Here is a 26,584-nt window from a genome sequence, read left to right as displayed (position 1 = left end):
ACTCCCTGTGGTTCTGGCCCGCCCCACACGGAGGAACACCATGGCCCTCATCACCCGTCGCAGAGCTCTCACCGGGCTCGGCGCCACCCTCGCGGCTGTCCTCGCCCCGCCCGCGGGCAGCGCCTTCGCCGGCGAACAAGGACACCGCAAGCGGCCGTTGTGGCGCGCCCACGCCCACAACGACTACGAGCACCCGCGCCCGCTCTTCGACGCCCTCGACCACCGCTTCGGCAGCGTCGAGGCCGACATCTTCCTCGTCGGCGACCAACTCCTCATCGGTCACGACGCCTCCGAACTCGACCCGAGCCGCACCCTCGAATCCCTCTACCTCGACCCGCTCTCCGCGCTGGTGAAGGCCAACCACGGCTCGGTGTACCGGGGTTGGCGCCATCCGCTCCAGCTCCTGATCGACATCAAGACCGAGGGCTCCTCGACGTACCTCGAACTCGACCGCCATCTCCTGCGCTACAAGCACCTGTTCACGACCCACGCCCACGGACGCGTCCACCCTGGCGCCGTCACCAACGTCATCTCCGGCGACCGCGCGGCCCGGACACCGATGGAGGCACAGACCGCACGCCGCGCCTTCTACGACGGCCGGCTCGCCGACCTCGGCAGCTCGGCGCCCGCCTCCTTCATCTCGCTCATCAGCGACGACTGGCAGGCCAACTTCACCTGGCTCGGTACCGGCACCTTCCCCGACGCCGAGCGGCAGAAGCTGCGCTCGATCGTCGCGCGGGCGCACGCGGCCGGGCAGACCGTGCGGTTCTGGAACACCCCGGACGTGGCGGGCCCCGCCCGCGACGCGCTCTGGGGCGAACTCTTCGCCGCCGGTGTGGACTTCCTCAACACCGACGACCTGGCAGGACTGGAAGCGTTCCTGGACGCGCACCGCACGGCGTGACACCACATGTGGTGACGGCACACGTGCTGACACCACACGTTCGGGGGACACGTCAGTAGCCCGGACGAACCCTCCGCTACGCCACACTTGCGGCCGAACGCCGCGAACCAGACGTGGCGGCGTGGCGGAGGAGGGTGACGATGGCGATTTCCATCTCTGTGGTGCTGCTGCTCCTGATCCTTGCGGTGATCTTCATGCGCAGCGGCGGGCTGAAGCTCTCCCACGCGCTGGTCTGCGCACTGCTCGGGTTCTTCATGGCGAGCACCAGCATGGCGCCCACGATCCACAGCGGCCTGACGGCCACCGCGGATCTGGTGAGCGGACTGCATCCATGAGGTCAGCGGGTTGAGAAGACCCCGATGCCGTTCGGTACGGGACGCTCGGCGCCGCCGCTGGGATGGTTCCGTACCGTGACGGCGCTCGCGCCGGGTGCGCGGGCGACCAGGGTCGTCGAGCCGCCGCCGTCCAGACTGAAGGCGTCGGTCGAGCCCAACTTCCGCATCTGGGTGGCGACTTCGGCGATCGTGAGGCCACTGCGGTAGGCGACCGCGCCGTCCGTCGCGAACAGCAGCAGACGGTGGCCGTGGTCGGCGATCCCCACGGCGGTGCGGACGGCCGAGGTCGTGTTGTCGAGGCCGGCCAGCGGCCGGCCGTTGCGCAGGACGGGGTAGCCGCCGAGGGCGAAGCGGTACGGAACTCCGGACCTCGACGCCACGAGACGGTGCTTCACCTGGACCCGCTGGCCGGTGTCCAGCTTCCGCAGTCGCTGCGCACCCGCCTCACGGCCGACGAGAACGGTGGTGCCCGCGGCGATGGCACCCCTGCCGGGCGTGTTGGACGCCGACACGACGCGACCCCCGCGGACGGTCACCTCATAGGTGTCGGCACTACAAGCGCCGGCCCGGTTCGTGTCCGTGCCACATGTGGCACGCACCCGGGAGACGCTGCCCCACTGTGTGGTGAACGCACCGACGGAGTTCTCCGGCAGCGCGTACTGGTTGAACCCGCCGAGTGGCAGCCTGCCCTGCGGGGTGTCGACCGTCCCCTTGAGGGTGAGGCCGTCCAGCCGGGCCACGCGGTCGACGCCCACGCCGAGCACGTTCCGGGTGTTCGTGCCGGGAGGCAGTTCGGGCCCGAAGCGCTGGCCGTCCGGCACCGCCGCCTTGAGCGCTACGCCGCTCGCGATCGCCGGTCCGTCGGTGGAGCCGGTGGCCTCGACGCCCGGGTGCTGGGTCTCGGTGATGTTGAAGAAGTCGCCGTTGACGCCCGCGACGGCGCCCGCCGAGTCGGCCAGTTCGGAGACGGGCTCCCGGGCCGCCACCGCACCCGGGTACAGCAGGTTGACGCGCACATGGGCGGTGCGCAGGTCCACGACGACCACATGGGCGTGGGTCACACCCTTGGCCGCCGTGATGTCGAACTGCCGGTAGGCGACGCCCGGCGCGAGCTGAGTGGTGTCCGGCACGGCGCCGGCCGGTGCCGCCCCCACCAGGGCCGCACCGGCCAGTGCGCCGAGTGCCGTGAGATGTGTGAGTACGAATCTGCCTGCTCTTAAACGTTTTTGACGGTGCGTCACAGGATCCCCTGATGTCTCGTCAACTCTCTCAAGTCTCAGGGGAAGTGCAGCAGATGGCGATGACCGGCGGGGCTGCTAGGCGCCGACTACACGGGAACGAGTGAGAAAACGCACCCCCTCGGGTGCCTCCAACGAGAAACCGCTGCCGCGCCCTGCTACGACGTCCACGATCAGCCGGGTATGGCTCCAGACCTCGTTCTGGCTGCGCGAGATCCAGAACGTCACGGGCTCCGGCACGCCCTCGACCACCAGCTCGGCGAGCAGCACGTCCGAACCACCGGTGCGGAACTCGCCCTCCGGGAAGCACATGGGCGCACTGCCGTCGCAGCAGCCGCCGGACTGGTGGAACATCAACGGGCCGTGCTGGGAGTGGAGTTGGCGCAGCAGGTCGGCTGCGGCGGGGGTGAGTTCGACGCGCGGGGTGTTGTCGTCCATGTCAGCCGTCCCAGGGAGCCGGATGCGGGTGGTGCGCGGGGTGTGGTGACCCGGCGCACCAGCGGTGGGGCAGCACATCACACGCAAGGTTGCGAGAGGGTTGCGTCCCTCTCCGGGGTCCCTCTTCGAGTTCCTCGTCGGATCCCTCGTCGGGTTCCTGTCCGGCCCAGCTCGGAGTCCGCTCGGGTTGACAAGTACGCGGATGCAACTAAAACTGAATTCAGATTCATTTTTCTACTGACGAGAGCGTCGGAGGACCCATGCCCGCAACCGCCACGTCCAAGGGCGAGCGCTCCGCGGCCGAGCTCAAGGCCGCCGCCCTGAGGGTGATAGCGCGCCAGGGTTACCTGTCGACGAAGATCGGCGACATCACCGCCGAGGCGGGCAAGTCGGCCGGCATCTTCTACCGGTACTTCACCGACAAGGACGACCTGCTGCGCTCGATAGCGGACGATTTCGCCGCCGCCCTGCGCGAGCGCGTGGTCGAGCAGTCCGGGGAAGGGCATGTCCTCGACGGGATCGACGACATCCGCGGGCACGTGCGCGCCTACTGGGACATCTACTGCGACCACCGCGCGGAGATGACCGCCATATACGAGGCCTCGCTGGTCAGCGCGGAGTTCGCCGCGCACTGGGACGGGATGCGGGCGCGCCACGTCACTGTCTGGACCGCACATGTGGCGGAGGCACGTCGGCTCGCCGCTCCGGATGCGGACGCACGACTGACCGCGCTCGCGGTCGTCTCCATGATCGAGCGTTTCTGTCAGGTCGTGGCCCCGCCGGAGACCGAGGCGGAGGGCGACGCGGCGGTCGAGGCGCTGACCCGGTTGGCGGCGCACGGCCTGCTGCGGCCCGACCCGCCTCGCTAGTCAGGACACGCCCCCGCCGCCGTACACGGAAACGGACGTACACGGAAACGGAATTGAGGAACCACATGTCCGGCACCCACACACCCCGCCTGACCGAGGTAGGCGCGCTGCCCACATCCGGGGCGCGGGCCGTGGAGCCCTTCGAGCTCGACGGCATGCACCTGCTGGCGATCCCCCAACTCGCCTACGACATCCCCGGGACCCCGGCCGGCATGAACGGCGGGGACAGCGACACCGAACTGCTCCTGCTGCGCCGGGCCGAGGGCACCGACACCTACGAGCCCTTCCAGACCCTGCCGGCGCCCGGCGGCGAGGACGCGGAGTTCTTCCGGATCGGCGAGCGCGCGTTCCTGGCCGTGGCCGACATCCGCTCGGGCAAGGGGCCCTACGAATACACCACCGACTCCACGGTCTTCGAGTGGGACGGGACCCAATTCACGCCCTTCCAGAGCATCTTGGGCTTCGCGGCCAAGCAGTGGCGCCACTTCGCCATCGGCGAGCGGCACTTCCTGGCGCTCGCCCAGGGCGTGACCGTCCCGGGCCACGAGGACGAGAACCAGCCCTCCCGCATCTACGCCTGGGACGGAACCCGCTTCACCGCGCTCCAGGACGTCGACGCGCTCTGGGGCTACAACTGGCACGCCTTCGACCTCGACGGCGAGCACTTCCTCGCCTACGCCGACCATGTGCGCCCCTCGGTGCTGCTGCGCTGGAACGGCGAGAAGTTCGAGCACGTCCAGGACCTCGCGCCCCAACACGGCCGCGCCTTCGCCCACTTCACCGACGCGCGGGGTGAGACCTACCTCCTGGTCGCCTGTCTGGCGAGCCCGTCCCGGCTGCTGCGGTGGGACGGGGAACGCTTCGTCGAACACCAGATGCTCGACGGGCTCGGGGCGCGCGAGTTCGCCGTCCTCGACACCGAGCACGGGCTGTACGTCGTACGCGTCAACTTCATCCTCGGCACCCAGGCCGAGCCCGTCACCGCGCTGGACTCCGAGCTCTACCGGTTCGCGGACGGGCGCCTCATCTCCGTGCAGTCCTTCCCGACCACGGGCGCCACCGACGCCGCCGTGCTGCGCGGCCGCGACGGTGGCCTGCTGGTCGCCGTCAGCAACAGCCTCAGCGCGGACGTCCGTTTCGCGGCCCGGACTGTGCTGTATCGCTTCGAGTAGTCCGGGGCTCTGCTCTACCCGCGCCGGAGAAAGGATCCGCCGATGCCGTCCCACCAAAGCCCCGAACTCGTCGACCTGTTCACCACCTACACCGCCGGGCCCGGCAGCATCGGCTCGCACCTCACCCGGGCCGCCGTCGAGCACGGCAGCGCCGACCCGCTGATCGTGGCCACCAGCGCCGACTTCGCCCTCTACCCCGGCGACGGTCGGCCGCCCACCGTCGAAGGCTTCCGCCTCTCCACCCGCGGCTTCAAGGAACTGGCCGGCGTCTCGCATCTCGGCCCCGCCGTGGCCACCCTCGTTCAACTCCGCGAAAGGTACGCCGACTTCGGCTGGCGCGCCGAGGCCGAGCGGCTGCTGCGCGAGGTCGAGCGCTCCCGCGCCGCCAACAGCGCCGCGCTGTGGCGCGAGACCATCGCCGTGGAGGCGTACCGGGGCCGCGAGCAGGCGATCGCCGACATGGTCGACTACGCGTGCGCGGTCACCGCCCGCTATCTGCGCGCCGCCCTGGCCGACGAGACCTACCTCAACTCCCGTACCCTGCGCGAGGATTACCTGGAAGGCGGAGGACTCGACGCCCAACTACCCGTCCCGGTCAACCAGATGATGGTCGCGACGTTCTTCCTCACCGGTCTGGACATTTCCCATCGCATCCTGCGCTGGTTCGGCACCCAGAAGATCGACTGGGCCCGCGCGATGGTCGTGATCGCCGGCCGGCAGGGCCGCCCCACCGCGGGCGTCACCTGGAACACCTCCAGCGTGGCCACCATGATCCTGGGCGCCTCCGAGTACCAACTGCCCTTGGAGCGGGTCTACATGGCGCCGCACGCCCCGACCTTCGCGACCCCCGTCGACGGCGACCTGACGGAAGTCGCCGCGCTGGAGGAGCCGTTGCGCCGGATCTGGTTCAACACCCGCGCCACCGTGGAACTGGGGGAGGTGATGTTCGACGGCTATCCCCGTTACGCCGCCGGGCAGTTGACGGCTCCCGACGTGGCGGACCTCGCCGTCACGGAGATCAGCGAGATGCCGGTGATCCACGGCCCCGACGACTGGCGGGCCATGACCACCCGGCTGCGCATGGTCCTGGAGGACCCACGCCAGCTGCTCTCCGGCTGCGTCACCGACTTCGCCGTACGCCAACTCGTCGAGGCCGGCAACGACCCTGCCAAGGTCGTCGTCCCCGGCCTGGACGGCGTCACGTATCCCACCGACCTGTAGACCGCGCAGACCCGCGCACACCTTCCGGGAGAGACCCCGTCATGCCCGCGACCCCTCTCAGCCTCGACCGAGCCCGCCACCTCGACGTACCGGACGGCCGTATCGCGTACCACGAGACCGGCCTGACCGACCCCGCCGCACCGGTGATCGTCTGGGTGCACGGCCTGCCGCTCGACTCCCGATCCTGGGCGGCGCAGCGGGAGTTCTTCGACACCCGGGCCCGCAACGTCTTCCTCGACCTGCGCGGCTACGGCGCCTCCAGCAAGCTCCCGCCCCACGTAACAGGTGTCACCGCCCTGTACGTCGCCGACCTCGCGGCGCTGATCCAACACCTGGGACTCGCGGCCCCGTTGCTCGTCGGCTTCGCCTCCGCGGGACACGTCGCGCTGCGCTTCGCCGCCGAACACCCGCACCTCGTGGGCAAGTTGGCGGTCATCAACGGCTCGCCCAAGTTCCGCCGCTCCGCCGACTGGCCCTACGGCTTCGACGAGAAGGGCATCGCCCACTTCACCGACGCGGCGGCCGAGGGCGGCATTGAGGGCATCACCGACGCCGTGCTCGACCCCGAGGTCGTCTTCGCCGACGTGGACGCCGCCCGTGCGGCCGAACTCGGCGCCTGGTTCCGGGAGATGAGCCGCGACGCGGGCGTACGGACCCTGCTCGGTTTCTTCGAGGACATCTCCCTGGACGACGACCGGGCCCTGCTCCCGGACATCGAGGCGCCCACCCTCCTGATGACGAGCACCATCGGGCAGGAGGTGCCCAGTGGAGTCTCCCTGTACCTGCGCACCACCATCGCCCGCGCCCGGCTGGCCGAGCTGCCCGGCGCGGACCACTTCGCCTTCGCCACCCGCCCGGAGCTGGTCAACAGCCTCCTGCACTCCTTCCTGGCCAGCTGACGGCGCCCCACGGATCCCCACTCCAGACCTTCCCGGCCCCCCTCAAGGACGTGACACCATGCCCGAACCCACCACCCCGCGCGCCGAGTTCGCCGCCGACCCCGCATCACCGGCCCCGCCGCAGCCCCGGGACGTCCTCGCCTACGCCACGTCGGTGGCGGCGAGCGACACCAGCACCAGCATCGTCGTAGACCCCACGGGCGAGCCCCAGATCACCCTTGGCGCGCGAAAGCTCTCCGAGCGGCACGACATCGTGTACGCGACTCCGCAGGACGCCGACGGCAACCCGGTCCCGCTGCGGATGGATCTGCTGGTCCCCGACACGGACGAACCCGCGCCGCTCGTGCTCTACGTCCCCGGCGGCGGTTTCATGATCTCCAGGAAGGAATTGGCCCCGGAGACCAGGGCCTATGTGGCGGAGGCGGGATTCGCGGTCGCCAGCATCGAGTACCGCACCATCCCCCAGGGCACCACCTTCCGCGAGGCCGTCGCCGACGTGCAGAACGCGCTGCGCCACCTCCGCGCCCACGCCGACGAGTACGGCATCGACACGCGGCGCGTCGCGCTGTGGGGCGAGTCGGCCGGGGGCTACCTGGTCGCGATGACCGGGGCACTCGGCGGCCGGTCACTGCTCGATCCCGCGACGACGGACCCCGACGCCGCCGTCCAGGCCGTGGTCGACAACTTCGGCGCCTCGGATCTGACCACGATCGCGGCCGACTTCGACCCGGTGACCCAGGCATCGTTCGAGGGGGCGGACAACATCGCCGCCATGTTCGTCAACGGCCGTACCAGTGGCGCGACGTTGGCCGACGCCCCGCAGGCCGCCGCCGAGGCGAACCCGATCAGCCACCTCGACTCCGCGCAGGCGCTGCCCGCCTTCCTGCTCCTGCACGGCACCGCCGACCCGATCGTCTCGCCCAGCCAGACGCTGATCCTGCACGAGGCCCTGCGCGCGCACGGCGCCGACTCGACCCGCGTCGTCCTCCTCGGCGCCGGTCACGGCGACATGGCCGTCCTCGACGACGAGGAGGTCGGGCTGCCCTGGTCGACCCGCCGCACGATGGACCTGATCACGGACTTCCTGCGCCGGACCCTGCGCGGCTGAGGGCGTGCGCCGGGACCCGGACATACCGCGGGCCCCGGGGATGTGACATCCCTGGGGCCCGCCGTCACGACCGGAAACGGGTCGGGTTCAGCTCTCGACGACGCCGGACGCGGCGATCTCGATCTTCGCCTTGGTGGAGCCCGACTGCGAGCCCAGGGACTCGATCTTGTCGATGATCTCCGTGCCCTCGACGGCCTCGCCGAAGACGACGTGCTTGCCGTCGAGCCACGAGGTGACGACGGTGGTGACGAAGAACTGCGAGCCGTTGGTGTTGCGGCCGGCGTTCGCCATCGACAGCAGGTACGGGCGGTCGTGCTTCAGGGTGAAGTTCTCGTCCGCGAACTTCTCGCCGTAGATGCTCTTGCCACCGGTGCCGTTGTGGTTGGTGAAGTCACCGCCCTGCAGCATGAACTGCGGGATGACGCGGTGGAAGCCGGAACCGGCGTAGCCGAAACCGTTCTGCCCGGTGGCCAGCTCGCGGAAGTTGCGGGCGGTCTTCGGGACGACCTCGTCGAAGAGGTTGAAGACGATGCGGCCTGCGGGGGCACCGTCGATGGTGATGTCGAAGTAGACGTTGCTCATGGTCAATTCTGTCACTTTCGGTGTGTTGCACCCTCTGCCCGGCGTGGCCGTGTGCCGTACGCCAGGCCGTTACGTCAAAGGGCTCTGATCGGAGTCCAGTCCGTCGAACTCTATCCACAGAGCAGAGCTCTTGCGTCGGCGCCGGCTTCCGGCGGCGGGGTGCCGGGAGCCGCCTTCCGGCTCTGTCGGGCCGGAACGCGCGTGATAGCGTCTGTATACAAATTGTATGCGATGTCTGGGGGTTGCCGTGGCGTCCGGTCGGGAGAAGGCCTACGCATATCTCAAGGACACCGTACTGACGGACCCCGAGATGCAGGGGGCGTTCCTGTCGGAGCAGGAGCTCGCCGATCGTATCGGTGTCTCCCGCACCCCCATCCGCGAGGCGCTGCTGATGCTCGCCGCGGAGGACCTGGTCGAGCTCGTGCCCAAGCGCGGCGCCCGGGTCGCCCCCCTGACGGGGCGCGAGGTCCGGGAGCTGATGGAGCTGCGCGGCCTGGTCGAGCGGTACGCCGCCGAGCGGCTCGTCGCGGCCGAGCGGGTGCCCCTGGAGGAGCTGCGCTCCCTGCTGGAACAGCAGCGCGCGCTCACCGGCGCCGAGGAGGCCCACGAGTTCATCGCCGTGGACCACCAGTTCCACGCGTCCCTGGTGTCGGCCGTGGGAAACACCCTTCTGGACCGGCACTACGACGGTCTGCGCAGCCGCCAGGTCCGCGCCGGAGTGGTCGCCGTCTTCAACCAGCAGGGCCGGCAGAAGGCCGTGCTCGACGAGCACGAGGCCATCGTGGACGCCCTCGCCGCCGGTGACGCGCGGGCGGCGTGCGCGGCCATCGACCACCACCTGCAGTCGACCCTCAAGGTGCTCCTCGACGGCTGAGGCCACTCCGCGGGAGTCAGGGATACGTGATCACGAGCATCGTCACGCCGTCCGCCGAGGTCCACGGCCCGTGCGGCATGCCCGGCGGACGGCAGGCGTACATGCCCGCCGTGAAGGTGCGGTCCAGCGTCAGGTCGTGCATCGCTCCCTCGACGAGATAGACCTCCTCCCATAGGTCGTGGAGGGCCACGCCCGCGGCCGAGGAGTCCGTGCCCGGCGCCCACCGGACGAGCGCGGTGCGTCTGCCGCTCTCGGGGTCCTCGGCCAGCACGCACTCCTCGACGCCGGGTCCGGCGCCGACCCAGGGCCCGTCGGGGCGGTGGAACTCCAGCTCGGGTCCGCTCATCGCCACACCTCCGGTCGCCGGTTCGCCAGTACGGACGTCTTCTCGCGGACCGCGCCGACCTCCTCGACGTCCAGGTCCGTCACCAGCAGCTCCGGCTCGGCGCCGAGGGAGGCCCGTACGGTCCCGTCCGGGCCGACCACCAGGCTGTGCCCGATGCCGGTCGGCGCGGGGCCCGGAGGGGTGCCGGGGTCGGCCTGGCCGACGGCGGCGACCCACACGGTGGCGTCCAGCGCACGGGCCCGCACCAGCAGCTCCCACTGGTCGAGCTTGCCGGGCCCGGCACCCCAGGAGGCCGCCAACAGGGTTCCCACCGCCCCGGCGTCGGCATGCGCCCGGAACAGCTCGGGGAAGCGGACGTCGTAGCAGGTGGCCAGGCCCAGCCGGACCCCGTCCACGTCGATCACGGCGGGGCGCGAACCCGGGGCCACGCTCTCGGACTCGCGGAAGCCGAAGGCGTCGTAGAGATGGATCTTGTCGTACGACTCCTCGACGCCGGGGCCGGTGGCCAGCAGGGTGTTGGTCACCCGGCCCTCGTCGGCCGGGGTGAACATGCCGGCGACGACGACCGTGCCGGTCGAGCGGGCGATCTCGCGGACGCCGTCGGCCCAGGATCCGTCGAGGGGCTGGGCGAGCGGGGTCAGCGGTGTGCCGAAGCAGGCCATCGACGCCTCCGGGAAGACGACGACGCGGGCTCCGGCGTCCGCCGCGCGGCGCGTCCACTCCTCGACGAGGCGCAGGTTCTTGTCGGGGTCGGGGCCGGTGGTGAGCTGGCTGAGGGCGATCCGCATGGCGCGGTGACTCCTTGTCCGGGGCGGGGTGGTGTGGTGCGGGCGTTGTCAGTGGAGGTCTGCCGTGACCGGGGTCTTCGGTGCGGCGAGTTGTGCGTCCTCGTCCACGGCGGCCTCGGGGTTGCGGCCCAGCATGACGCCCACCAGGGAGATCGTGGAGGCGAGGGCGATGTACAGGGCCAGCGGTACCCAGCTGTCGTAGGCGCTCAGCAGGGTGGTGAAGAGGAGCGGGGCGATGGCGCCGCCGATGAGCCCGGCCAGGGTGTAGGCCAGCGAGGAGCCGGTGTAGCGCAGGCGGGGCGAGAACTGCTCGGCGATGAAGGCGGCCTGGGGGCCGTAGAGGCAGCAGTGGATCACCAGGGCGACGAGGACTCCGGCGGCGAGCGGCAGCCAGGAGCCGCCTGCGGCCATCGGGAAGAACACGAACGGCCACACCGCGGCGGCGATCGCTGAAACGCCGTACAGCAGGCGCCTGTTGACGCGGTCGGAGAGGGCGCCGGCCAGGGGCATCAGGAAGACCTGGACCGAGGAGCCGATGAGGACGGCGGCGAGGGCGGAGCCGCGGGACATGTCGAGTTCCTGGGTGGCGTACGTCAGCACGAAGACGGTGAACATCGCGTAGAGGACGTCGGGGCCGACCCGGCACAGGATCGCGGCGGTGAGGGCGCGGGGCTGGGTGGTGAAGACCTCGCGGATCGGGGTCTGGGGGCGGGACTGTTCGGCCTCCATCGCCTTGAAGACCGGGGTCTCCTCCAGCTTGGCCCGGATCCACAGCCCGAAGCCGACCAGTACACCGGACAGCAGGAACGCGACCCGCCAGCCCCATGACTCGAACTGCGCCTCGGTCAGCAGGGCGCCGAGGGCGGCCAGCACACCGTTGGCGAGCAGGTTGCCGGCGGGCGGGCCGACCTGGGCGGCGGAGGCGTAGAAGCCCCGGCGGCGGGAGTCGCCGAACTCGCTGGACAGCAGGACGGCGCCGCCCCACTCGCCGCCCACGCCGACGCCCTGGGCGAAGCGCAGCACGACCAGGGCGATGGGCGCGGCCACGCCGATCGTGCCGTAGGCGGGCAGCAGGCCGATCAGGAAAGTGGCCACGCCGATCAGGACGAGGGTGGCGATCAGTACCTTCTTGCGGCCGATCACATCGCCGAGGCGGCCGAAGACGAAGCCGCCGAGGGGGCGGGAGAGGTAGCCGACCGCGTAGGTGGAGAACGCCAGGAGTGTGCCGGTGAGGGGGTCCTCGGAGGGGAAGAAGAGATCGCCGAAGACGAGGGCCGCGGCGGCGGAGTAGACGGCGAAGTCGTACCACTCCAGGGCCGTGCCGGTGAGGCTGGCGACGAAGGCGCGGCGGACGCCGGAGCGCTTCGCCGCGGTGTCGCTTAGCGCGGCGTCGGTGTCGCTCCGCGGGGCGACGGCGTCGCTCTTCGGGGTGTCGTGCATGGGGCCCATCCTTGCTCGGGGACATCGACCTTCCGGCATACTTCTTGTATACAGGTCGTATGCGCAAGCCCTGCGCCGGAAGTTAACCGTGGAGAAATCAGGTTCCGCGGGCCCCTCACCGGTGCCCGTTCCCTGTTCCCCGATCCCTGGGAGTGCCCTCATGTCCGTGCTGACCTTCGAACTGCCCGATGGATCGACGCGCGAGGTCGACGTCGTCCAGGTCCTCAACGCCGGGTACGCCGGGCGCAGCCAGGACGATGTCGCCGCGCATGTCGCGGAACTCGCCGAGCTGGGTGTGCCGGGCCCGTCCGTGACGCCCGCGCTCTACCCCGTGTCCCCGTACCTCGCCCAGCAGACCGAGCGCGTCGCGGTCCAGCACGGCCGCACTTCCGGCGAGGCGGAGTGGGCGCTGGTCGTCGCGGAGGGCGGGGAGCTGCTGCTGACCGCCGCCTGCGATCACACCGACCGCGAGCTGGAGGTGCACGGGGTGGCGTGGAGCAAGAACGCCGGCCCCGACGTTCTCGCCCGCCGCGCCTGGCGGCTGGCCGATGTGGAGTCCCGTATCGACGAGATCACCTTGCGTGCGTGGGTCGGTCACTCCGGCGCGGAGACCGAGATCCAGACCGGCACGCTGGCCGAACTCCTCACCCCGGGCTACTGGGTCGACGTCCTGCGCTCCCGAGGCGACCTGATCCCCGGGACCGTCCTGATCTCCGGCACCATCCCCATGGCCCCCGGCGTCGACCAGTTCGCCGACAGCTGGCGCGTCGAGCTGGCCGACCCGGCGGGCGGGGACGTCATCGGCCTCGCCTACGACGTCCGGCCGATGCCGGAGCCCATCGGCTGACGAGGCGAGGGTGAGGGTGAGGGAGTTGGGGGTCGCTGACGGGGCGAGGGAGTTGCTAGGGGAAGTACAGCGCCGCTTTCTCCAGGACGTGCCCCGTGAACATCCCGCCGTACATGCTCCTGCCCCGGTACATCGTGACGCGGGTGACTCCCGATCCCGTCGTCTCCACCGTGACGGGCCGCCCTATCAGGGACGTTCCAAGGACCCGGGCGTCCTTGGCGGCCCACGTCCGCGCGGCCGGCTGGGCGTTGCCGGTGACCAGGGCGGGCAGGATCAGCGCGGCGTTGCGGGCGCCGGCCAGCCCGCCCCGCAGGTTCTTCGCGTACTCCAGGGCCCATCCGGTGAACTCGGTCAGCAGGGCCTGGTCGACCTCGGGCACCGTGGCGGCCAGGACGAACAGTTCCGCCTTGGTGCCGAACCACCGGGCCTTCCGGTCCGATCTGCTGCCTATCGTCACCGGGCGGTCGCGCCAGGTGGTCCCGGTCACCACCGACCCGTCCGCGGCGAGCCGTTCGCGGAGTCCCGCCAGGTAGGAGTCGGCCGCGCCGGTCGTCGGCGCCGGGTCGTTCTGATGTTGAGTCATACGGGGATCTTCCGTCACATCAAGGCCGGGGCACAGGTGATCCTTCGATTTCGGCCGTCGGGTAGGCGTCCCTCGTACGCACATCGAGCAAACGGCCCGCTTGACGGACTTGGCCTGGAAGAAGCCCGGTTTGCTCGGGGAGCACGACACCAGGCGGTTCTTGATCCGCCGGCGCCCAGTGCTACGGCGAGGCGGGCGGGCCGGGGGAGCGGAGCACGAGCAGGGTGATCTCGCTGGGGGCGAAGACACGGAACGGTGGGCCCCAGAAGCCGGTTCCGCGGCTGGTGTAGAGGAGCGTGCGGGTGCCGTGCCTGCTGAGGCCGGCGAGGGCGGGCTGGTCGAGCCGGACCAGGTGGTGGAAGGGCCAGATCTGGCCGCCGTGGGTGTGGCCGGAGAGCTGGAGGTCGATGCCGGCGGCTGCCGCCCGGTCGACGAACTTGGGCTGGTGCGCCAGGAGCAGGACAGGCAGGTCCGGGTCGGCGCCGTTCAGGGCTCCGGCGAGGTGGGCGCGGTGGCCCGGCAGGCCGGAGGACTCCGCGGTGACATCGTCCACGCCGGCGACCACGAGGGTGTCGCCGCCGCGTTCTATCAGCACATGGCGGTTGCGCAGCGGTTCCCAGCCCAACTCGTCCATCAGGTCGACCCAGCCCTGGGCCTCGCTGTAGTACTCGTGATTGCCGGTGACGTAGACCCGGGCCTGGGTGGCCCGCACGGTACCGAGGGGGACGGCCTGGGCGCGGCGGCGTTCGGCCGTGCCGTCCGCGATGTCGCCGGTGTGGCAGACCAGGTCGGCTTCCAGGGTGTTCACCGTGTCGCACACCCGCGCCGACCAGCGGGCGCGGTCGAGCGGGCCGTAGTGGGTGTCGGTGATGAGGGCGACGCGAGTGCCGTCCAACCCGGCGCCCAGCCGCGGGAGTTGTACGTCGAGGCGGCGCACGCGCGGCACGCGGCGGGCTTCGGCGTAGCCCCAGGCGAGCAGTACGGCGGTGGTGGCGAGGATCGTCCAGGTGACGATGCGGGCCCGGTCCTGGCCGTCGCCGACGCCGGCCAGGGTCAGGGCGAGCCGCAGCAGGACGCCGAGCAGGACGGACCAGGTGAACAGCACCCAACTGGCGCCCAGCAGCGTGTCACCGATGATCGCCGCCCAGTCCTGCTGGCGACGGCCGTGGCCGCGTCCCATCGCGAGCGGCATGGCGACGAGGCCGAGGACGAACAGGGCGGTGCCGGCCAGTGCGACGGGCAGCGGCCAGTGCTGGCCGGTGTACAGGAGTACCCCGCAGGGCACGGCCCACAGCAGGACGGGGGCGATCAGGGGGAGGTAGCGCATCAGGCGGTGCAGTGGGCTTCGCCGCGGAGTCTGCACTTCACCGTCGGCGGGCCGGGTGTCGCTGGCGTCGGTCACGCTTCCCCTCTCTCACCAGGCTGCGGGTCTCGCGCACTGTATCCGGTCGCCCTCGGGCTGTCCGGACGGGCGTTCACGGGTGCGGCCCCGCGGAGCGAAGGGTTCTCCGCGGGACGGCGAGCGGAGTGGGTCAGGGCTGCAGTCCGTCGCGGGTGTGGAATGTGAGGTTGGTGAAAGTGTGACCCTGGATCACCGGACCGTGTTGCGTGCCACCGGTGATGCTGTTGTGCACCGTGCCGGACGGGGCGGCGGGGCGAACTCGTCGACGAGGCGCCGGAGTTCCACGGCGGTGCCGGGGGCCTGCTCCAGCAGACGGCGGAGCCTGAGCCGTACCGTCGCCGTCAGGTCGGAGGTGAGATCTCCTGGCTGACGGTCCGTTCATGGAGATCCTCGCGGATGCCGAATATCAGGGCCTGGGTGCGCAGGCCGCACATGTATGACGGCCTTTCTTGTTGCAGTAGCGGGTGCGGTGTGGCCCTGGGCACCTGAGGGCCAGATCAGGTGATCGACTGTCGGCCGATCCGTGCATATACGTCCGGACGCCGCGACCGGAACACCAGGGCGAGGACGAGGCCGGCGAGGAAGACCACCCAGACGACCACCTGCAAGGTGACTGCCGTCCCGCGGTTACCTCCGGTCAGGAGGACGAAATTGGTGAAGGCCAAGTAGAGCGCCACGCCCAGGGCCACTGTGGCCAGCGCGGGAGCGATCACGGTGTGCCAACGCGTCGAGTCATCGAGCTTCCCGCGCGTCCGGTGGAAGAACACGAGAACGGCCAGGCTGGTCAGGAACATGAGCACCAGGATGGGGAAGCCACCGGCCCCGGTTAGCCAGGCATACGCCGTCGCCGGATCGCTGCCGGTGAACGCGAGTACAGCGATGACGAAGATGGCGCTCACCATGAGGGAACTTACGTATGGCGACCCGTGACGCGGGTGCACGCGGCCGAGGGACGACGGCAACGCCCGGTCGGTGCCCAAGGAGTGCCCGTATCGGGCGATGATGTTCTGACACGAAAGCACCCCTGCGAACACAGAGGTCACCACCAGCACCGAGATCACATCCCGTGCCCATGTTCCTACGAACCGCCCCATGGCGTCCGAGAACATGCCCGGCGGGTTGGTACTGGCCACGTGCCCAGCATGTGCCGTGCCGTAGGCGACCACGAGCAGCCACGTGACGACGATGTAGAAGACACCCATGGAGAGCACGGCCAGATAGGTCGCCCGGGGGATCGTCCGCTGCGGATCCTTGGTCTCCTCACGGAAGATCGCCGTGGCCTCGAAACCTATGAAGGTGATCACGGCGAAGAGCATGGCGACCCCCACCGCTCCTGACCTGAAGGAGCCAAAGGCGAACGGGGTGAGCGAGGGTCCCTCCGGTCCCCCTTGGATGGCGACAGCCAGGTCGAAGATCAGGACCACCACGATCTCCAGCACCATCGCCAGCGACAGCACTTTGACGGACAGGCCGATCCGGAAGTATCCGAAGACCCCGACGACCACGACGAGAGCCAGCGAGTATGACCACCAGGGTGACGACGGGCCGCCGAACGAGTTGACGACCATGTCGTTGGCGACGATCCCGAAGAAGAGGGAGGCGCCCACACCGATCATGAAATACCCGAGGACAGCGAGGAGACTCGCGGCCATCCCGACCACCCGGCCCAGACCGGCGGTGATGTAGGCGTAGAACGCGCCGGGTTTAGGGAGGTATCGGCTCATCGTGGTATAGCCGACGGAGAAGACAACGAGCACCAGGGTCGCCGCGACGAAGGCGAGCGGCGCTCCTGCACCGGCGGAGCCGATGACCAGCGGTATTACGCCCACAACGCTGGCAAGGGGAGCCGCGAAGGCCAGGACGGTGAAGGCGACCTCTATGACACCCATGCGCCCTTGGAACAGGGGGCTCGCCCCTTCGAGGGCGCCGATGCCGGAGGCTGCCTCCGGCGGCTTGAAAGCGGTTTCGTCACTCATGCCGTGACCTTGTCCTGTGAGTAGAGACAGAAGTGGCGGGGACCGTGTGCCGAAGGACCCCTCGCTGTCGGCCTTTGGCGAGACGCCCCGCTTCGGCGGGTTAGCCCGACAGGGCGGCAGCCGTCTGCTGCTACAAGCGACTCCTCCGCCTCACCACGTAGGAAATCGGATCACAGTCCGTTCGATCACCCGGCGGCGTCGCCCTGGTCGTTCACCGGGGGTTTGAAGCGACGACCCCTGTGCGGGACGTGTCCCGTTGGGTGACCCTCGACCATGGGCTGTGCCCTTCGCTGTCGTGGGTGTTGCCGGCCGGGACGCCGACGAGGAGGGGCAGGCCGTTCGCGTCCGACCGGATGTGCATCTTGGAACCCGGCCTGCCTCGGTTCACGGGGTTCGGACCCATGCGTGCACCTCGTTGCTCCATCCAGGACCCGCCCGACGCTCGTGATCAGAATTCATCCTGTGGATCGAAGTTCAGGAGCGGTGAATGACGAGGAAGAGCCGCTGGAAAGGAAAGAGAGTGCGACCGTCCGGCAGGGATGGGTAAGCCGCGCGTAGCCGTTCCAGGTAGGCGCTACGAAACGCAGTGAACTCGGCAGAGGTCAGTCCGTCGATGACGGGCCGCAACCCAGCGGCCTCGACCCAGGCCCACACCGGATCGGGACCGTCCAGGATGTGTAGATACTCAGTGCTCCAGATGTCCACTTCCGCGTTCGGGCCGGCCAGCAGGTCGTAGTAGCCCATCGCATCCACCGTGTGCCGGCGGTACAGCGTCCGACGCAGACCGGGGGCGCCCAGCGGCGTACCGCCCCGCCCACCGTCCTCCAGCGTTTGTGTCATCAGCCGGAACCAGGGCGTCCGGTGGAACACCGGCATCTGTGCCGCCAGGACGCCGCGGGGAGCGAGGCCGCGGACCATGCGCCGCAGGATGTCACCGTGGTTGGGGACCAGGTGGAACAGCGAATTGGCAAACACCAGATCGGGACGGTGCTGTGGGCGCCAAGAGCTGATCTCCGCCCGGTGCAGAGATGCCGAGGGCGCGGCCTCGGCCGCGGTCCGCAACATCTCCGGGGAGCTGTCGACGCCGTGAACCTCTGCGTCGGGGAAGCGTTCGGTCAACACGCGCGTGAGCGTCCCTGGGCCGCACCCGAGGTCGTACACAACCGCGGGAGACGCGTCGAACGAAACGCGGCCCAGCAGCTCCAGCGCCGGGCGCATCCGGTGTTCCGGGAAACGCAGGTACAACTGCGGGTCCCAGCTGACTTCTGAGTGCCTGTCACTGCTGTCAGTGTGTGCAGTGGTCACTTCCACTCCTTCGCTGGAGGGATACGAAACAGCCATGCCTCACGTGGCCTGATCACACTCAACGACCCTGTCCGTCAGAACGGGTCAACCCCAGGTTGAGCAGCAGGAACGGAGACCGGTTGGGCGGCGGCACCATCAGTACCCACCTTGGCCACGGACCGGGAAACGGCAGCTCGCAACTGTCGCTCAACGACGTCCAAGGCCACCGGCCCGAGCTCTTTCATCGTGCACAACCGCATCACCTGCTCCACTCGTCCGGGCTGTGGACGGCTGCTGAGGGTGTTTCCTGACACGTAGAGGCTGGTCAGCGGTTCACTGGCCGCCTCGGCAAGGATCGAGTCGAGTGCCAAGCGGCCGAAGGCGCCTCTGGGGACGCGCTGGCATTCGCTGTCCAGCGGTCCGACGGACAGATTGAGGATGTTCAGGTCCGGGGCGAAGCAGCTGATGACCTCGGAATCCATGTCGTAGCTAGCGGTTGGCCCTGCCCGCCGGGCCACGGAGAACCGCTTGTGCAGTCTCTGAGCCGTCGCGATGCAGCCGCCCAGCAATCGGCCGTAGCCCTGGGAATGCAGCCCGATCTGTCGGTGGGCAGCCCATACGGCGGCAGCCGCCGCTCCAGGGCGACCCCCTTCGAGCGTGTGTGGACCGAAGGGGAGGCGACTGCCGTTCCCCTGACCGAAGTACATCGACTCCCGGGCCACGAGGGAGACGGCTCGCCTGTCACGAAACACCAAGCCGCCTCCGGGATAAGGGCTGTGGCCGCTCTTGTGGGGGTCCACAGTGACCGAATCGGCGAGGGGCATCGCACGGAAAGCGGCGTGGACCTCTGGCTTCATGCGGGCGCCGCTCCCGTCCAACGGCCGGTCCTCGAAAGGAGCCATCGTGCCGTCGGGTTGCAGCCACAGGGTGCGGCAGTATCCGCCGAAGGCGGCATCGACATGGACGTAGAACGATGCGCCGAAACGCCGCTCACAATCGGCCCGCAACCGCAGGATGGCGTCGAGGTCGTCGACCGCGCCTTCTCCGCTGCTGCCGCACATCGCCACCACGGCCAGGATCGGCTGCCCGTTCGCCAACAGGGCGCGTACTCGCCTGCCGAGTGCCTGCACGTCCACCCTGTGTGTCGGCGTCAGTTCCATCTTCTCCACATCGGCGGGGCCCAACCCGAGCAGGTCGGCGCACCTGTCCCATGTGTAGTGCGCGCTGCGGGCGAGCAGCAGCGTGCCTGATGTGTTCGCCTCCCGCCGCTGCTCGGCGGCCAACCGCCCCACCTCGGAGAGAAGCCCGCGTGCGGAGAGGCACTCGACGAGATCCAGCATTTGGGGCACTGGCATGTTGGCGAGCACCAAGGGGGAGCGACCGGAGACGAGGCCGGCTGCGGCGGGGTGGGCCGCGGCTGCGGAGGGCAGGCTGCGCAGGTTGCGGGCGATCCACATGGCCTCGAAGTTGGCCGTGCTGCCTCCCGATGACAGGTGAGCCCACCCGGTGCCGGGCTGGTAGCCGATCAGGCGGCAGAGGTCTTCGGAGACCTCGTGTTCCAGCTCGGTGGTCACCGGAGCGGTCTCCGGTGTGACGTTGTTGGGGTTGTAGAGCATCGCGCAGAGGTAAGCGAGGCTTGCCGCTATGGGGACGTCTGGCGTCATGTGGGCCAGATACAACGGCGAGGGGAACGGCGTCGCCTGGTGCGCGAGTCGCCCGGACAACTCGCGCACCAGGCTCGCGACGGCATCCATTTCCCCCGCCGGCCCCGCGGTGCGGTCCGCCACGGTCTCGTGCGTGGGGTCGATGAGAGCCGGTGCGGCAGCTTCCGCACACTGCGCGTGCCACCGGTAGTAGTCGTCGATGACTTGCCCCAGCAGGTTCGTGAACATGTCGCGGTTCTCCGGGTGCGGAAACAGTCCGCCACCCGAGTGCGTGTGCCGCATTGGCCCTCCTTTCCCACGTTGTCCCGTCAGCGCACCATGTGAGCGGAGATGCGATCGAAGAGCAGATCGATCTGGTCCCATGCCTGGGTGCAGACCTGCATGAGCTGCGGGAATTGCGCGGCAGACAGCCCCCTGAGGTAGTCACGGCCCAGTTCCCGGTGATCCTCGTCCACTTCGGAATGGAGATCGAAGTAAGAGGTGCTGGCTGTGTCTTCCTCGGTGAAGGCCACGCCGGTGCGTTCGCCGAACACCTGACAGCACGTCTCGACGGCCATGTGAACGATGACGATCTTCGACGCCTCGTCTGTTCCGTGCATTTGCATCACGAACCAGTTGCCGACGGCTTCCAGAATGGGGTCGTAAACCGTGTCGCTGACGCCGTGCCTTTCCTTGAGCAGGCGGTCGTGTCCGAACTCCTCGCGCAGATGGCCTGCGTACACCTCACGCAACATTGGATCGGCGCAGGTCGCCTGCCGTGCATAGAGCATGCGCTGGAAGTAGACGGACCAGACGTAGAGAGCGGATACGAAGCGGTCGCGCATTTCGCGGTCTCGTCCCACATGGCCGCCGTCGAACAGGTCGAAGAAGGGGTGCTCGCTGAATTTGCGCAGCCGCTCGGCGTTGTATTCTTCCAGTTCGGCCAGTGGTGCGGGGGCCCCGCCGAACTTGACTCGTGGCACACGTTCGTTCTCGTAGAGCCCGCCTCCCTCGAATTGCACCGAGAGTCCGCAGAACTCTTCACCCGGCCTGGTCACGAACCCGTGCCGGGCGCCCGGGGGAACCGCGACGGTGTCCCCCTCGGTCAGCTCCTGCTCCCTGTCCCCGAGGAGTCGGACCGAGCCCTTGCAGACAATGATCATCGACTTGATCGGATGTTGGTGGACGTCCAGTTGCTCACCGTCGGCAAGGCGTACCCAGGCGACTGAAAGGCGGCCTGTTTCTGGAAGAAAGTTGGCCAGAAGGTCGTTCCGCCGGAAGTCCCGCTGCTCTCCGAGATGGTGGGCATTGCCCTCGACCATGACGGAGGAAATCTGTCGGATGTCGTTGCGTGAGACGGTCAGGACCGCGGTGTCCAACTGCTTTTCATCGATGGCGAGTTGTTCGGTCACGTGTGTTCACCTTCCTGTGAACGCGAATGGGACAGAGGGAAATCAGGGGGTGTTGCGTTGAGCGTTCCGTTGGAGAGCAGAAAGCAACCGCGCGTTCTCGGACGGGGATCCGACGGAGATGCGCAGATGGTTGCGCCAACCTTCTGGCTCGAGTGTCACGGCGATATGAGCGTCTTGCAGTTTCGCCGTCACGGAGTCTTGGTCAGCGATCCGGATGGAAATGAATCCGGCGTCTGCAAAGACGTCGAGCACTTCAGGACAGTCCGTGAGGTTTTTCGCCAACCGGTCGCGTTCTGCCACACAGGAAGCGATCCTGGACGCGAGTTGTGCGGGTTGGGAAAGTTCCGCTGTGGCGGCCCCGGTGACCAGGCTCGGGATGGGGAAGGGCGGTCGAACCTTACGCACTGCGTCAAGGCTGGCAGGTCCTCCGAACAATGCTCCGAGCCGTAGATTTGCCATGCCCAGGGCTTTTGACATCGACCGCACCGAGATCAGGTTTGGGTGGGCGTCCAGCTTGTGCCGATGTGAAGGTCGAGCGCTGAACTCGGAATAGGTCTCGTCGATGATGACGACCCCGTCAAAGCGATCCAGCAAGCAGTCCAGGTCGTCGGCGTCCAGACAGGTACTGGTCGGGTTGTTGGGGTCACAGAGGAAAATCCCTTTCACCGGAAGCGACAGCAGGCGATCGATATCCAATCGGTCGTACCGAGCTCCGCCGAGTGCCACACGATATTGTGCGACGTTGTGCAGTGTTGCGAGTCGCTCGAAGAAGCCGAAGCTTGGCCACGTGACCGCCACGGCGTCCTTCCCCGGTTCAAAAAGTGCCCGCAGTACCAGATCCAGCGCTTCCGTGGCACCCCGAGTGATCACCGCATCCGCTTCTGAGGGACGATATACGCTGCCTTCGGTAGTCGGATCGAGGATTTCCAGTGCGCGCAGATACACGGGAGCAAGGAAATCTGGTGAGTGCTCGGGGTAGCGAAGGTATTGCCCGCCGAAAGGATTCTCATTGAATCGAAGATTGATGAACCCAGAGTCTTCGGGGCGCCGCCCTGAAGGGCCTGGCAATCCCAAGGACTGAATACATTCTCGCACTGGTCCGCTACCTTTACGGGGTCTTGGAGTTTAGTCGACTTGTTGCGGCGCAGGTCGGCGACGTAGCGCTGGGCGGGCCGGCCGTGTGGAAGCGGTCGTCGACCATGGCGACGTGCAGCAGGGCACGGGGGGCGGCGGCGCGAAAGTGGAGCACCCCGAGCCTCCCTTTACGAGGAGGGGCTAAACTGCCGTGGCCTGTGCGGGTTTCTGGTGGTAAGCACGCGCCGCGTGTAGGTAAAGGCGCAAGTCGGCCAGACCTTCCGAGGCGGTAAGGCCCTGGAGAGCCATGAGGTTGTCCGGAGGCAGAGCAACGAGTTCGTCCAGCTCTTCATGAACTCGTCGGGCCCGCTGCTTCGAGTGCTGAGCGACCGTTTCGCTGTCGAGCCAGAAGGGGAGAGCCAGGTCGTATTCGTAGGCGGCATCCACTTCGTGCGAAGCAAATTCCGCGATGGCTTCCTCGACGGTCATTGTCTGGATCGGCAGGCGTTTCGGGGTGAACCAGTCGAAGTTCGGGTTGGTGGCGGCCTGGTTCAGGACGGTATCGGTGACGTGGCGGGCGATGACCGGTGAGCAGTGGAATCCGTCCCGATAGGTTCCGGTGGCGAAGTGGAGCCCGCGGAGGCTGCTCTCACCGATCAGGGGGAAGCAGTCCAGGGGCATCGGGCGCGCTCCGTGCAGCCATTGGGTGACCTGCGAGGACGCGATCTTCTGGTCGAGGTGCTCGCATATCTGGCGTAGGAACGCATGGCCGTCGCCGACCCCGGGCCCGTGTGCCGGATGGAGAGTGACCATGTTGTTGGCGCCGATGTACTCCTGGTCTTCTCCGGCCAGGGGCACGAGGTGGAGGCCGCATGATCCGGCGCGAATGGGTGTGCGTAGTACCTCGCGGGCGCGGTGGGGGGCAGTGCGCCGGGTGAGCAGTGACAGACCGTTGCCGTGCAGCATGGGTGGGGTCTCGCCGGGAGGCAGGACACTGTCGGCGAGAGCGCTGCTCGTGCTTCCCGCCGCGAGGATGACTGTGTCGGCCGTGAGCGTGCTGCCGTCGGCGAACCGCACGCCGGCGACTGTGTCGGCGTCGGCCAGGAGGGACTGCACCGTGGCGGGAAGAATGTGGACGCCGTGGCGGCGTGCCGCTGCCTCCAGCGCGGCGACGACGGCCCGTGCGTCGATGGCCCCTTCGCGGGGCAGGTGCACGGCGTGCGAGGGGCGTGCGCTGGGGCTGGGATCCAGGCCCTCGATGTCCTGGGGGTCGACCTGCTCGTGCGGCTCGTTGTACTTGACGAGCGCTGCGCGCATGGCCTGGAAGTTGTCCTGGGCAAGGTACCCCGACCTGCCACTGAGCAGCACGAACGTACCCTCGGTTCGCGAGGTGCGCAGGGCCGTGGCCTTGTGTCCGGCGTCGTCGCAGAGTCGGTCCAGCCACGCGGGCCACTCGTCGAGCGCTTGGCGTGCGATGGCGAATTTGGCTTCGGCAGCGGGATGTTGATGGGTGTATTTTGTCACCTCGGCGAAGCAATTCAGCATTGCGCCGGCTGCCATGGACGCTGCGAGGGTCCGTCCCGGAGGGCCGATTACCGCAATTTTGAGCTTCGGTGCCCGGCGTGCGATTTCGACAGCGATCGACAGTCCGAGTACGCCATTCCCTACGACGGCGATATCCATGCTACTTCGAGCGGCCATAAGGCATCTCCCGGAAGTGGTAGAACGACAGAATCAAACTGCCCCGCAGGGCACCGCAACGATGCATGCGCCGGACCGGTCGAGGTTGCGCAATTCACTCGCTAATCCGGTCGCGGTTATTTGAAACACCAGATCGCGTCTGCTCCGTGTATGGTGTCAGGTTATTTTTCCTGATACTTGTCATCCCGTGCGTAATTTTCTGTCGGTAGGTGCCACGTCACCGGAGTCGGCGGTGGTTCCGGTCGTCGAGGGCGTCCGGCGCGGTAGTCCGGTCCTCCCGCGGTGACGCGCCAAAGGTCGCACGGAACATCCGACTGAACTTCGCGGCATTGCCCATTCCCCAGCGCTCCGTGATCGCGCTGATCGACTGGTGACGAAACCGTGCATCGGCCAGATCGTGCCGGGCGCCCTCCAGTCAGCGCGTACTGATCAGGCGATGCACCTGGCAGACCGAGACGCTGCGCGCAGTGACGATCGTCGCAGCACTGGCTACGCCCCAGCGCGACCTGCCGATCCGTCGTCGCCGGGGACGGAATGTCAAGCCCTGGGTTTCGTGGCGACTGAGTCAGCCGGTTTCCTGGAGTGACCCAGGAGGTTCGGCCGCGAGGTGGTGGGCGGCCTCGTGTTCGGTGGGTGCTATGCGGCCGAGTTCGCGGTGGAGGCGGCACCGGCTGAACCAGCGATCGCCCTCTCCAGGGCGTCGGGGGCGAGGTCGGTATGGAGGGTTCGGCCGCAGACATCACCGCCTACATCAGAACCTTCAGCGGCTCGGTCGGTCTCGGGTGCGGGGCGAGTGGCACGGGAGCTCTTGGCCCGGATCATCCCGCGCTGATGGCGATGAAAACGACTTTGTCCGCAGTTCCGAGAGGTTGGACCAGAGCCGCTGTTCATCGACGATGGCGCAGCTTCCGCATCAAGGAGTCGTAATCGCCCGTCATACCACTCATCGCGCAGTGTACGAGCACGCCTGACGCCGGCGACGGAAGCGCCGACAATCATTACCTCCCTCGGTCTCATGCTTTGAGTTTCAGAGCACCGACCGGGCAACTTCGAACCGCTTCCTGGACCCGCGATTCATCATCAGTGCTGACCTGCGGCTCCAGTACCGACAGTTCACCTTCATCATCAAGCTCGAAGTAAGCCGGTGCAGCAACTTCACACATGCCGTGTCCTTCGCATTTGACACGGTCCAGTACGACCCGCTTCATTCAGCCGTCTTCCCAGTGTTGGTGCCGGTCACGGGCATTTCCTGCACAAGTTGGACCCATACTTCCTTCGGGCGCCTCAGAAGCAGCCCTTCGCACTTCTCCCACGTCGCTCGGCGGCCAGCAGTCATGCGCGGATAATGATTCATGAGGGCGTCGATCGCCATATACGTTTCCATGCGGGCCAGCGGCGCACCGAGGCAACTGTGAATACCGCGTCCAAAGGCGACATGTTGCACGGCAACTTGTCGGGTGATATCGAACCGACGAGCTGTCGGTCCCCAGGAAGCCTCGTCGTGATTGGCTGATTGGATGCTGAGGTAAGCCTTGTGACCAACGGTCACTGGACACTCGCCGATGACGGTGTCCCGTACTACGGATCGCGTCATGAACTGCGCTGGAGAGTCGAACCGTAGAGACTCTTCGATTGCGTTTTTGAGCAGCGATCGGTCGGCAACGATGCGCGCCCAGTCGCCATGCTCCAAGAGCCGGTAGATGCAATTCGCAATCAACGCACGGGTTGTGTCCGTCGCAGCCGCGAAGAGCTGCCTCAAGTGCATGATGACCTCAAGGTCTTCCATCTCGCGTTCCCCCGGAGTAGCGAAACAGAGATTGTCCAGGATGTCGTCCCGGCGGTGCTCGGGATGTTTGCGCCGATCGCGCACCACCTGACCCATCAGTTCCATCAGTCTGTCGTATTCCGGCATACTCGTCTCGGGCGCAGGGACCGCCTCGACCAGTGCGTCCGCCAGAACCTCGACCTCGGACCAATACTCCTCTGGAAGGCCGATCATGGAGTACGTAACGGCCGACGGGATGTGCGATATGTAGTCCTTGTGGAGTTCCACTTCGCCGGAGGGTGGCAGCGCGTCCAGCGCCCTCGCTATGACTCGGGCGACGTGTGGACCGAGTGATCGCAACTTCTTGGGAGCCATGCTCCGAAGAAGCCTCGACCGCAGTTCCGTGTGCACTGGCGGGTCGAGGTTCGTAATACCAGGAAATGCGTGATTCCGATCTTCGCGGCCAATTGTGAAGTTCCCCCTGTTCGAAAAGGCGGCGCTATCCTTGAACATCGCACGGACATCCTTGTCGGAGGTCACGACGAACAGGACATCACTGACTTGACTAACTGGGCAATCGCGGCGCGCGGCTTCGAGAGAGTCGTCAGGATCGGCCACGTTACCCGCATTGTGGGGGGTGAACGGAGTAACATTCTCTTCGGTCACGTGTGTTCGCCTTCCTG

Annotated in this window: 25 protein-coding genes and 1 pseudogene; 9 read left to right on the top strand and 17 right to left on the bottom strand. The window is 67.9% G+C overall.

The features are described 5' to 3' along the window. The first annotated feature begins 40 nt into the window (after positions 1 to 40). Together OG588_RS06765 and OG588_RS06760 are read left to right on the top strand one after the other, a co-directional pair. Entirely contained in the window at positions 41 to 904 is an 864-nt protein-coding gene (locus OG588_RS06765; RefSeq protein ID WP_405946492.1) for a phosphatidylinositol-specific phospholipase C/glycerophosphodiester phosphodiesterase family protein, read from the top strand. Positions 905 to 1,044: 140 nt separating this feature from the next. Next, the gene (locus OG588_RS06760; RefSeq protein WP_026150825.1) at positions 1,045 to 1,239 is read left to right on the top strand and encodes a hypothetical protein; all 195 of its coding nucleotides are present in this window, start codon (positions 1,045 to 1,047) and stop codon (positions 1,237 to 1,239) included. 2 nt (positions 1,240 to 1,241) lie between these two features. Here the strand turns inward: OG588_RS06760 and OG588_RS06755 are convergent, their stop codons facing one another. Both OG588_RS06755 and OG588_RS06750 read right to left on the bottom strand, forming a co-directional pair. Then, a complete protein-coding gene (locus OG588_RS06755; RefSeq protein WP_405946491.1) occupies positions 1,242 to 2,393 on the bottom strand; it encodes a phosphodiester glycosidase family protein in 1,152 nt (383 codons plus the stop codon). Between the two features lie 162 nt (positions 2,394 to 2,555). Then, positions 2,556 to 2,915, bottom strand: coding sequence for a DUF779 domain-containing protein (locus OG588_RS06750; protein WP_405856789.1), 360 nt, complete (start codon positions 2,913 to 2,915; stop codon positions 2,556 to 2,558). 260 nt (positions 2,916 to 3,175) lie between these two features. Here OG588_RS06750 and OG588_RS06745 point away from each other — a divergent pair, with 260 nt between their 5' ends. The 5 genes from OG588_RS06745 (at position 3,176) to OG588_RS06725 (ending at position 8,184) form a co-directional block, all read left to right on the top strand. Then, positions 3,176 to 3,784: a TetR/AcrR family transcriptional regulator gene (locus tag OG588_RS06745; protein ID WP_405946490.1), complete on the top strand. Its 609-nt coding sequence runs from the start codon at positions 3,176 to 3,178 to the stop codon at positions 3,782 to 3,784. Between the two features lie 65 nt (positions 3,785 to 3,849). Beyond that, positions 3,850 to 4,956 (top strand): hypothetical protein, encoded by a 1,107-nt coding sequence (locus OG588_RS06740; protein ID WP_405946489.1) that lies wholly within the window; start codon positions 3,850 to 3,852, stop codon positions 4,954 to 4,956. 42 nt (positions 4,957 to 4,998) lie between these two features. After that, positions 4,999 to 6,177, top strand: coding sequence for a DUF5624 domain-containing protein (locus OG588_RS06735; RefSeq protein WP_405946488.1), 1,179 nt, complete (start codon positions 4,999 to 5,001; stop codon positions 6,175 to 6,177). Between the two features lie 41 nt (positions 6,178 to 6,218). Then, positions 6,219 to 7,076 (top strand): alpha/beta fold hydrolase, encoded by an 858-nt coding sequence (locus OG588_RS06730; RefSeq protein ID WP_405946487.1) that lies wholly within the window; start codon positions 6,219 to 6,221, stop codon positions 7,074 to 7,076. Between the two features lie 58 nt (positions 7,077 to 7,134). Continuing rightward, entirely contained in the window at positions 7,135 to 8,184 is a 1,050-nt protein-coding gene (locus OG588_RS06725) for an alpha/beta fold hydrolase (RefSeq protein WP_405946486.1), read from the top strand. 87 nt (positions 8,185 to 8,271) lie between these two features. Here the strand turns inward: OG588_RS06725 and OG588_RS06720 are convergent, their stop codons facing one another. Next, the gene (locus OG588_RS06720; RefSeq protein WP_405946485.1) at positions 8,272 to 8,766 is read right to left on the bottom strand and encodes a peptidylprolyl isomerase; all 495 of its coding nucleotides are present in this window, start codon (positions 8,764 to 8,766) and stop codon (positions 8,272 to 8,274) included. 247 nt (positions 8,767 to 9,013) lie between these two features. Between OG588_RS06720 and OG588_RS06715 the strand changes: the two genes are divergently transcribed. Next, on the top strand, positions 9,014 to 9,640 hold the full coding sequence (locus OG588_RS06715; RefSeq protein WP_366094213.1) for a GntR family transcriptional regulator: 627 nt from the start codon (positions 9,014 to 9,016) through the stop codon (positions 9,638 to 9,640). 16 nt (positions 9,641 to 9,656) lie between these two features. Here the strand turns inward: OG588_RS06715 and OG588_RS06710 are convergent, their stop codons facing one another. The 3 genes from OG588_RS06710 to OG588_RS06700 are packed head-to-tail and all read right to left on the bottom strand — an operon-like array spanning position 9,657 to position 12,214. Next, positions 9,657 to 9,986, bottom strand: a complete 330-nt coding sequence (locus OG588_RS06710) for a cupin domain-containing protein (protein ID WP_405946484.1) — start codon at positions 9,984 to 9,986, stop codon at positions 9,657 to 9,659. Next, a complete protein-coding gene (locus tag OG588_RS06705; protein ID WP_405946483.1) occupies positions 9,983 to 10,774 on the bottom strand; it encodes a carbon-nitrogen hydrolase family protein in 792 nt (263 codons plus the stop codon). The genes OG588_RS06710 and OG588_RS06705 overlap by 4 nt, the downstream gene beginning before the upstream one ends. A gap of 48 nt (positions 10,775 to 10,822) precedes the next feature. Continuing rightward, entirely contained in the window at positions 10,823 to 12,214 is a 1,392-nt protein-coding gene (locus OG588_RS06700) for an MFS transporter (RefSeq protein WP_405946482.1), read from the bottom strand. Between the two features lie 160 nt (positions 12,215 to 12,374). Between OG588_RS06700 and OG588_RS06695 the strand changes: the two genes are divergently transcribed. Continuing rightward, positions 12,375 to 13,061: a DUF2848 domain-containing protein gene (locus tag OG588_RS06695; RefSeq protein WP_405946481.1), complete on the top strand. Its 687-nt coding sequence runs from the start codon at positions 12,375 to 12,377 to the stop codon at positions 13,059 to 13,061. A gap of 55 nt (positions 13,062 to 13,116) precedes the next feature. On the opposite strand, the gene OG588_RS06690 is transcribed toward OG588_RS06695, so the two are convergent. From OG588_RS06690 to OG588_RS06640, 11 genes and pseudogenes are all read right to left on the bottom strand, one after another. Then, on the bottom strand, positions 13,117 to 13,644 hold the full coding sequence (locus tag OG588_RS06690; protein WP_405946480.1) for a hypothetical protein: 528 nt from the start codon (positions 13,642 to 13,644) through the stop codon (positions 13,117 to 13,119). Between the two features lie 181 nt (positions 13,645 to 13,825). Further along, positions 13,826 to 15,046, bottom strand: a complete 1,221-nt coding sequence (locus OG588_RS06685) for a metallophosphoesterase (RefSeq protein ID WP_405946479.1) — start codon at positions 15,044 to 15,046, stop codon at positions 13,826 to 13,828. Positions 15,047 to 15,543: 497 nt separating this feature from the next. Further along, positions 15,544 to 17,022, bottom strand: coding sequence for an APC family permease (locus tag OG588_RS06680; RefSeq protein WP_405946478.1), 1,479 nt, complete (start codon positions 17,020 to 17,022; stop codon positions 15,544 to 15,546). 218 nt (positions 17,023 to 17,240) lie between these two features. Then, positions 17,241 to 17,434, bottom strand: a pseudogene (locus OG588_RS06675) (IS5/IS1182 family transposase); the annotation flags it as partial. A gap of 62 nt (positions 17,435 to 17,496) precedes the next feature. Then, on the bottom strand, positions 17,497 to 18,327 hold the full coding sequence (locus OG588_RS06670) for a methyltransferase domain-containing protein (RefSeq protein WP_405946477.1): 831 nt from the start codon (positions 18,325 to 18,327) through the stop codon (positions 17,497 to 17,499). 74 nt (positions 18,328 to 18,401) lie between these two features. Then, complete coding sequence (locus OG588_RS06665; RefSeq protein ID WP_405946476.1) at positions 18,402 to 20,252, bottom strand: pyridoxal phosphate-dependent decarboxylase family protein; 1,851 nt, start codon at positions 20,250 to 20,252, stop codon at positions 18,402 to 18,404. A gap of 26 nt (positions 20,253 to 20,278) precedes the next feature. Continuing rightward, positions 20,279 to 21,361, bottom strand: a complete 1,083-nt coding sequence (locus tag OG588_RS06660; protein ID WP_405946475.1) for a cupin domain-containing protein — start codon at positions 21,359 to 21,361, stop codon at positions 20,279 to 20,281. Between the two features lie 42 nt (positions 21,362 to 21,403). Beyond that, positions 21,404 to 22,306 carry an aminotransferase class I/II-fold pyridoxal phosphate-dependent enzyme gene (locus OG588_RS06655; RefSeq protein ID WP_405946474.1) on the bottom strand — a complete coding sequence of 301 codons (903 nt, stop codon included), beginning with the start codon at positions 22,304 to 22,306 and terminating at the stop codon, positions 21,404 to 21,406. 330 nt (positions 22,307 to 22,636) lie between these two features. Next, the gene (locus tag OG588_RS06650) at positions 22,637 to 24,118 is read right to left on the bottom strand and encodes an NAD(P)/FAD-dependent oxidoreductase (RefSeq protein ID WP_405946473.1); all 1,482 of its coding nucleotides are present in this window, start codon (positions 24,116 to 24,118) and stop codon (positions 22,637 to 22,639) included. A 1,031-nt stretch (positions 24,119 to 25,149) separates the two neighbouring features. Beyond that, the gene (locus tag OG588_RS06645; RefSeq protein WP_405946472.1) at positions 25,150 to 25,344 is read right to left on the bottom strand and encodes a ferredoxin; all 195 of its coding nucleotides are present in this window, start codon (positions 25,342 to 25,344) and stop codon (positions 25,150 to 25,152) included. Continuing rightward, positions 25,341 to 26,567: a cytochrome P450 gene (locus OG588_RS06640; RefSeq protein WP_405946471.1), complete on the bottom strand. Its 1,227-nt coding sequence runs from the start codon at positions 26,565 to 26,567 to the stop codon at positions 25,341 to 25,343. The genes OG588_RS06645 and OG588_RS06640 overlap by 4 nt, the downstream gene beginning before the upstream one ends. Positions 26,568 to 26,584 lie beyond the last annotated feature (17 nt).

The organism is Streptomyces prunicolor (assembly GCF_045162825.1).
Taxonomy (GTDB): Bacteria; Actinomycetota; Actinomycetes; order Streptomycetales; family Streptomycetaceae; genus Streptomyces; species Streptomyces prunicolor.
Note: the sequence above shows the minus strand (reverse complement) of the source record. Positions and strands in the feature narration are given on the sequence as shown.

Coding starts and splice junctions, on each gene's coding strand:
- OG588_RS06765 (WP_405946492.1), top strand. CDS start 41: ATGGCCCTCATCACCCGTCGCAGAGCTCTCACCGGGCTCGGCGCCACC.
- OG588_RS06730 (WP_405946487.1), top strand. CDS start 6,219: ATGCCCGCGACCCCTCTCAGCCTCGACCGAGCCCGCCACCTCGACGTA.
- OG588_RS06745 (WP_405946490.1), top strand. CDS start 3,176: ATGCCCGCAACCGCCACGTCCAAGGGCGAGCGCTCCGCGGCCGAGCTC.
- OG588_RS06690 (WP_405946480.1), bottom strand. CDS start 13,644: ATGACTCAACATCAGAACGACCCGGCGCCGACGACCGGCGCGGCCGAC.
- OG588_RS06695 (WP_405946481.1), top strand. CDS start 12,375: ATGTCCGTGCTGACCTTCGAACTGCCCGATGGATCGACGCGCGAGGTC.
- OG588_RS06725 (WP_405946486.1), top strand. CDS start 7,135: ATGCCCGAACCCACCACCCCGCGCGCCGAGTTCGCCGCCGACCCCGCA.
- OG588_RS06740 (WP_405946489.1), top strand. CDS start 3,850: ATGTCCGGCACCCACACACCCCGCCTGACCGAGGTAGGCGCGCTGCCC.
- OG588_RS06650 (WP_405946473.1), bottom strand. CDS start 24,118: ATGGATATCGCCGTCGTAGGGAATGGCGTACTCGGACTGTCGATCGCT.
- OG588_RS06710 (WP_405946484.1), bottom strand. CDS start 9,986: ATGAGCGGACCCGAGCTGGAGTTCCACCGCCCCGACGGGCCCTGGGTC.
- OG588_RS06735 (WP_405946488.1), top strand. CDS start 4,999: ATGCCGTCCCACCAAAGCCCCGAACTCGTCGACCTGTTCACCACCTAC.
- OG588_RS06750 (WP_405856789.1), bottom strand. CDS start 2,915: ATGGACGACAACACCCCGCGCGTCGAACTCACCCCCGCCGCAGCCGAC.
- OG588_RS06680 (WP_405946478.1), bottom strand. CDS start 17,022: ATGAGTGACGAAACCGCTTTCAAGCCGCCGGAGGCAGCCTCCGGCATC.
- OG588_RS06665 (WP_405946476.1), bottom strand. CDS start 20,252: ATGCGGCACACGCACTCGGGTGGCGGACTGTTTCCGCACCCGGAGAAC.
- OG588_RS06700 (WP_405946482.1), bottom strand. CDS start 12,214: ATGCACGACACCCCGAAGAGCGACGCCGTCGCCCCGCGGAGCGACACC.
- OG588_RS06645 (WP_405946472.1), bottom strand. CDS start 25,344: ATGAAGCGGGTCGTACTGGACCGTGTCAAATGCGAAGGACACGGCATG.
- OG588_RS06760 (WP_026150825.1), top strand. CDS start 1,045: ATGGCGATTTCCATCTCTGTGGTGCTGCTGCTCCTGATCCTTGCGGTG.
- OG588_RS06705 (WP_405946483.1), bottom strand. CDS start 10,774: ATGCGGATCGCCCTCAGCCAGCTCACCACCGGCCCCGACCCCGACAAG.
- OG588_RS06720 (WP_405946485.1), bottom strand. CDS start 8,766: ATGAGCAACGTCTACTTCGACATCACCATCGACGGTGCCCCCGCAGGC.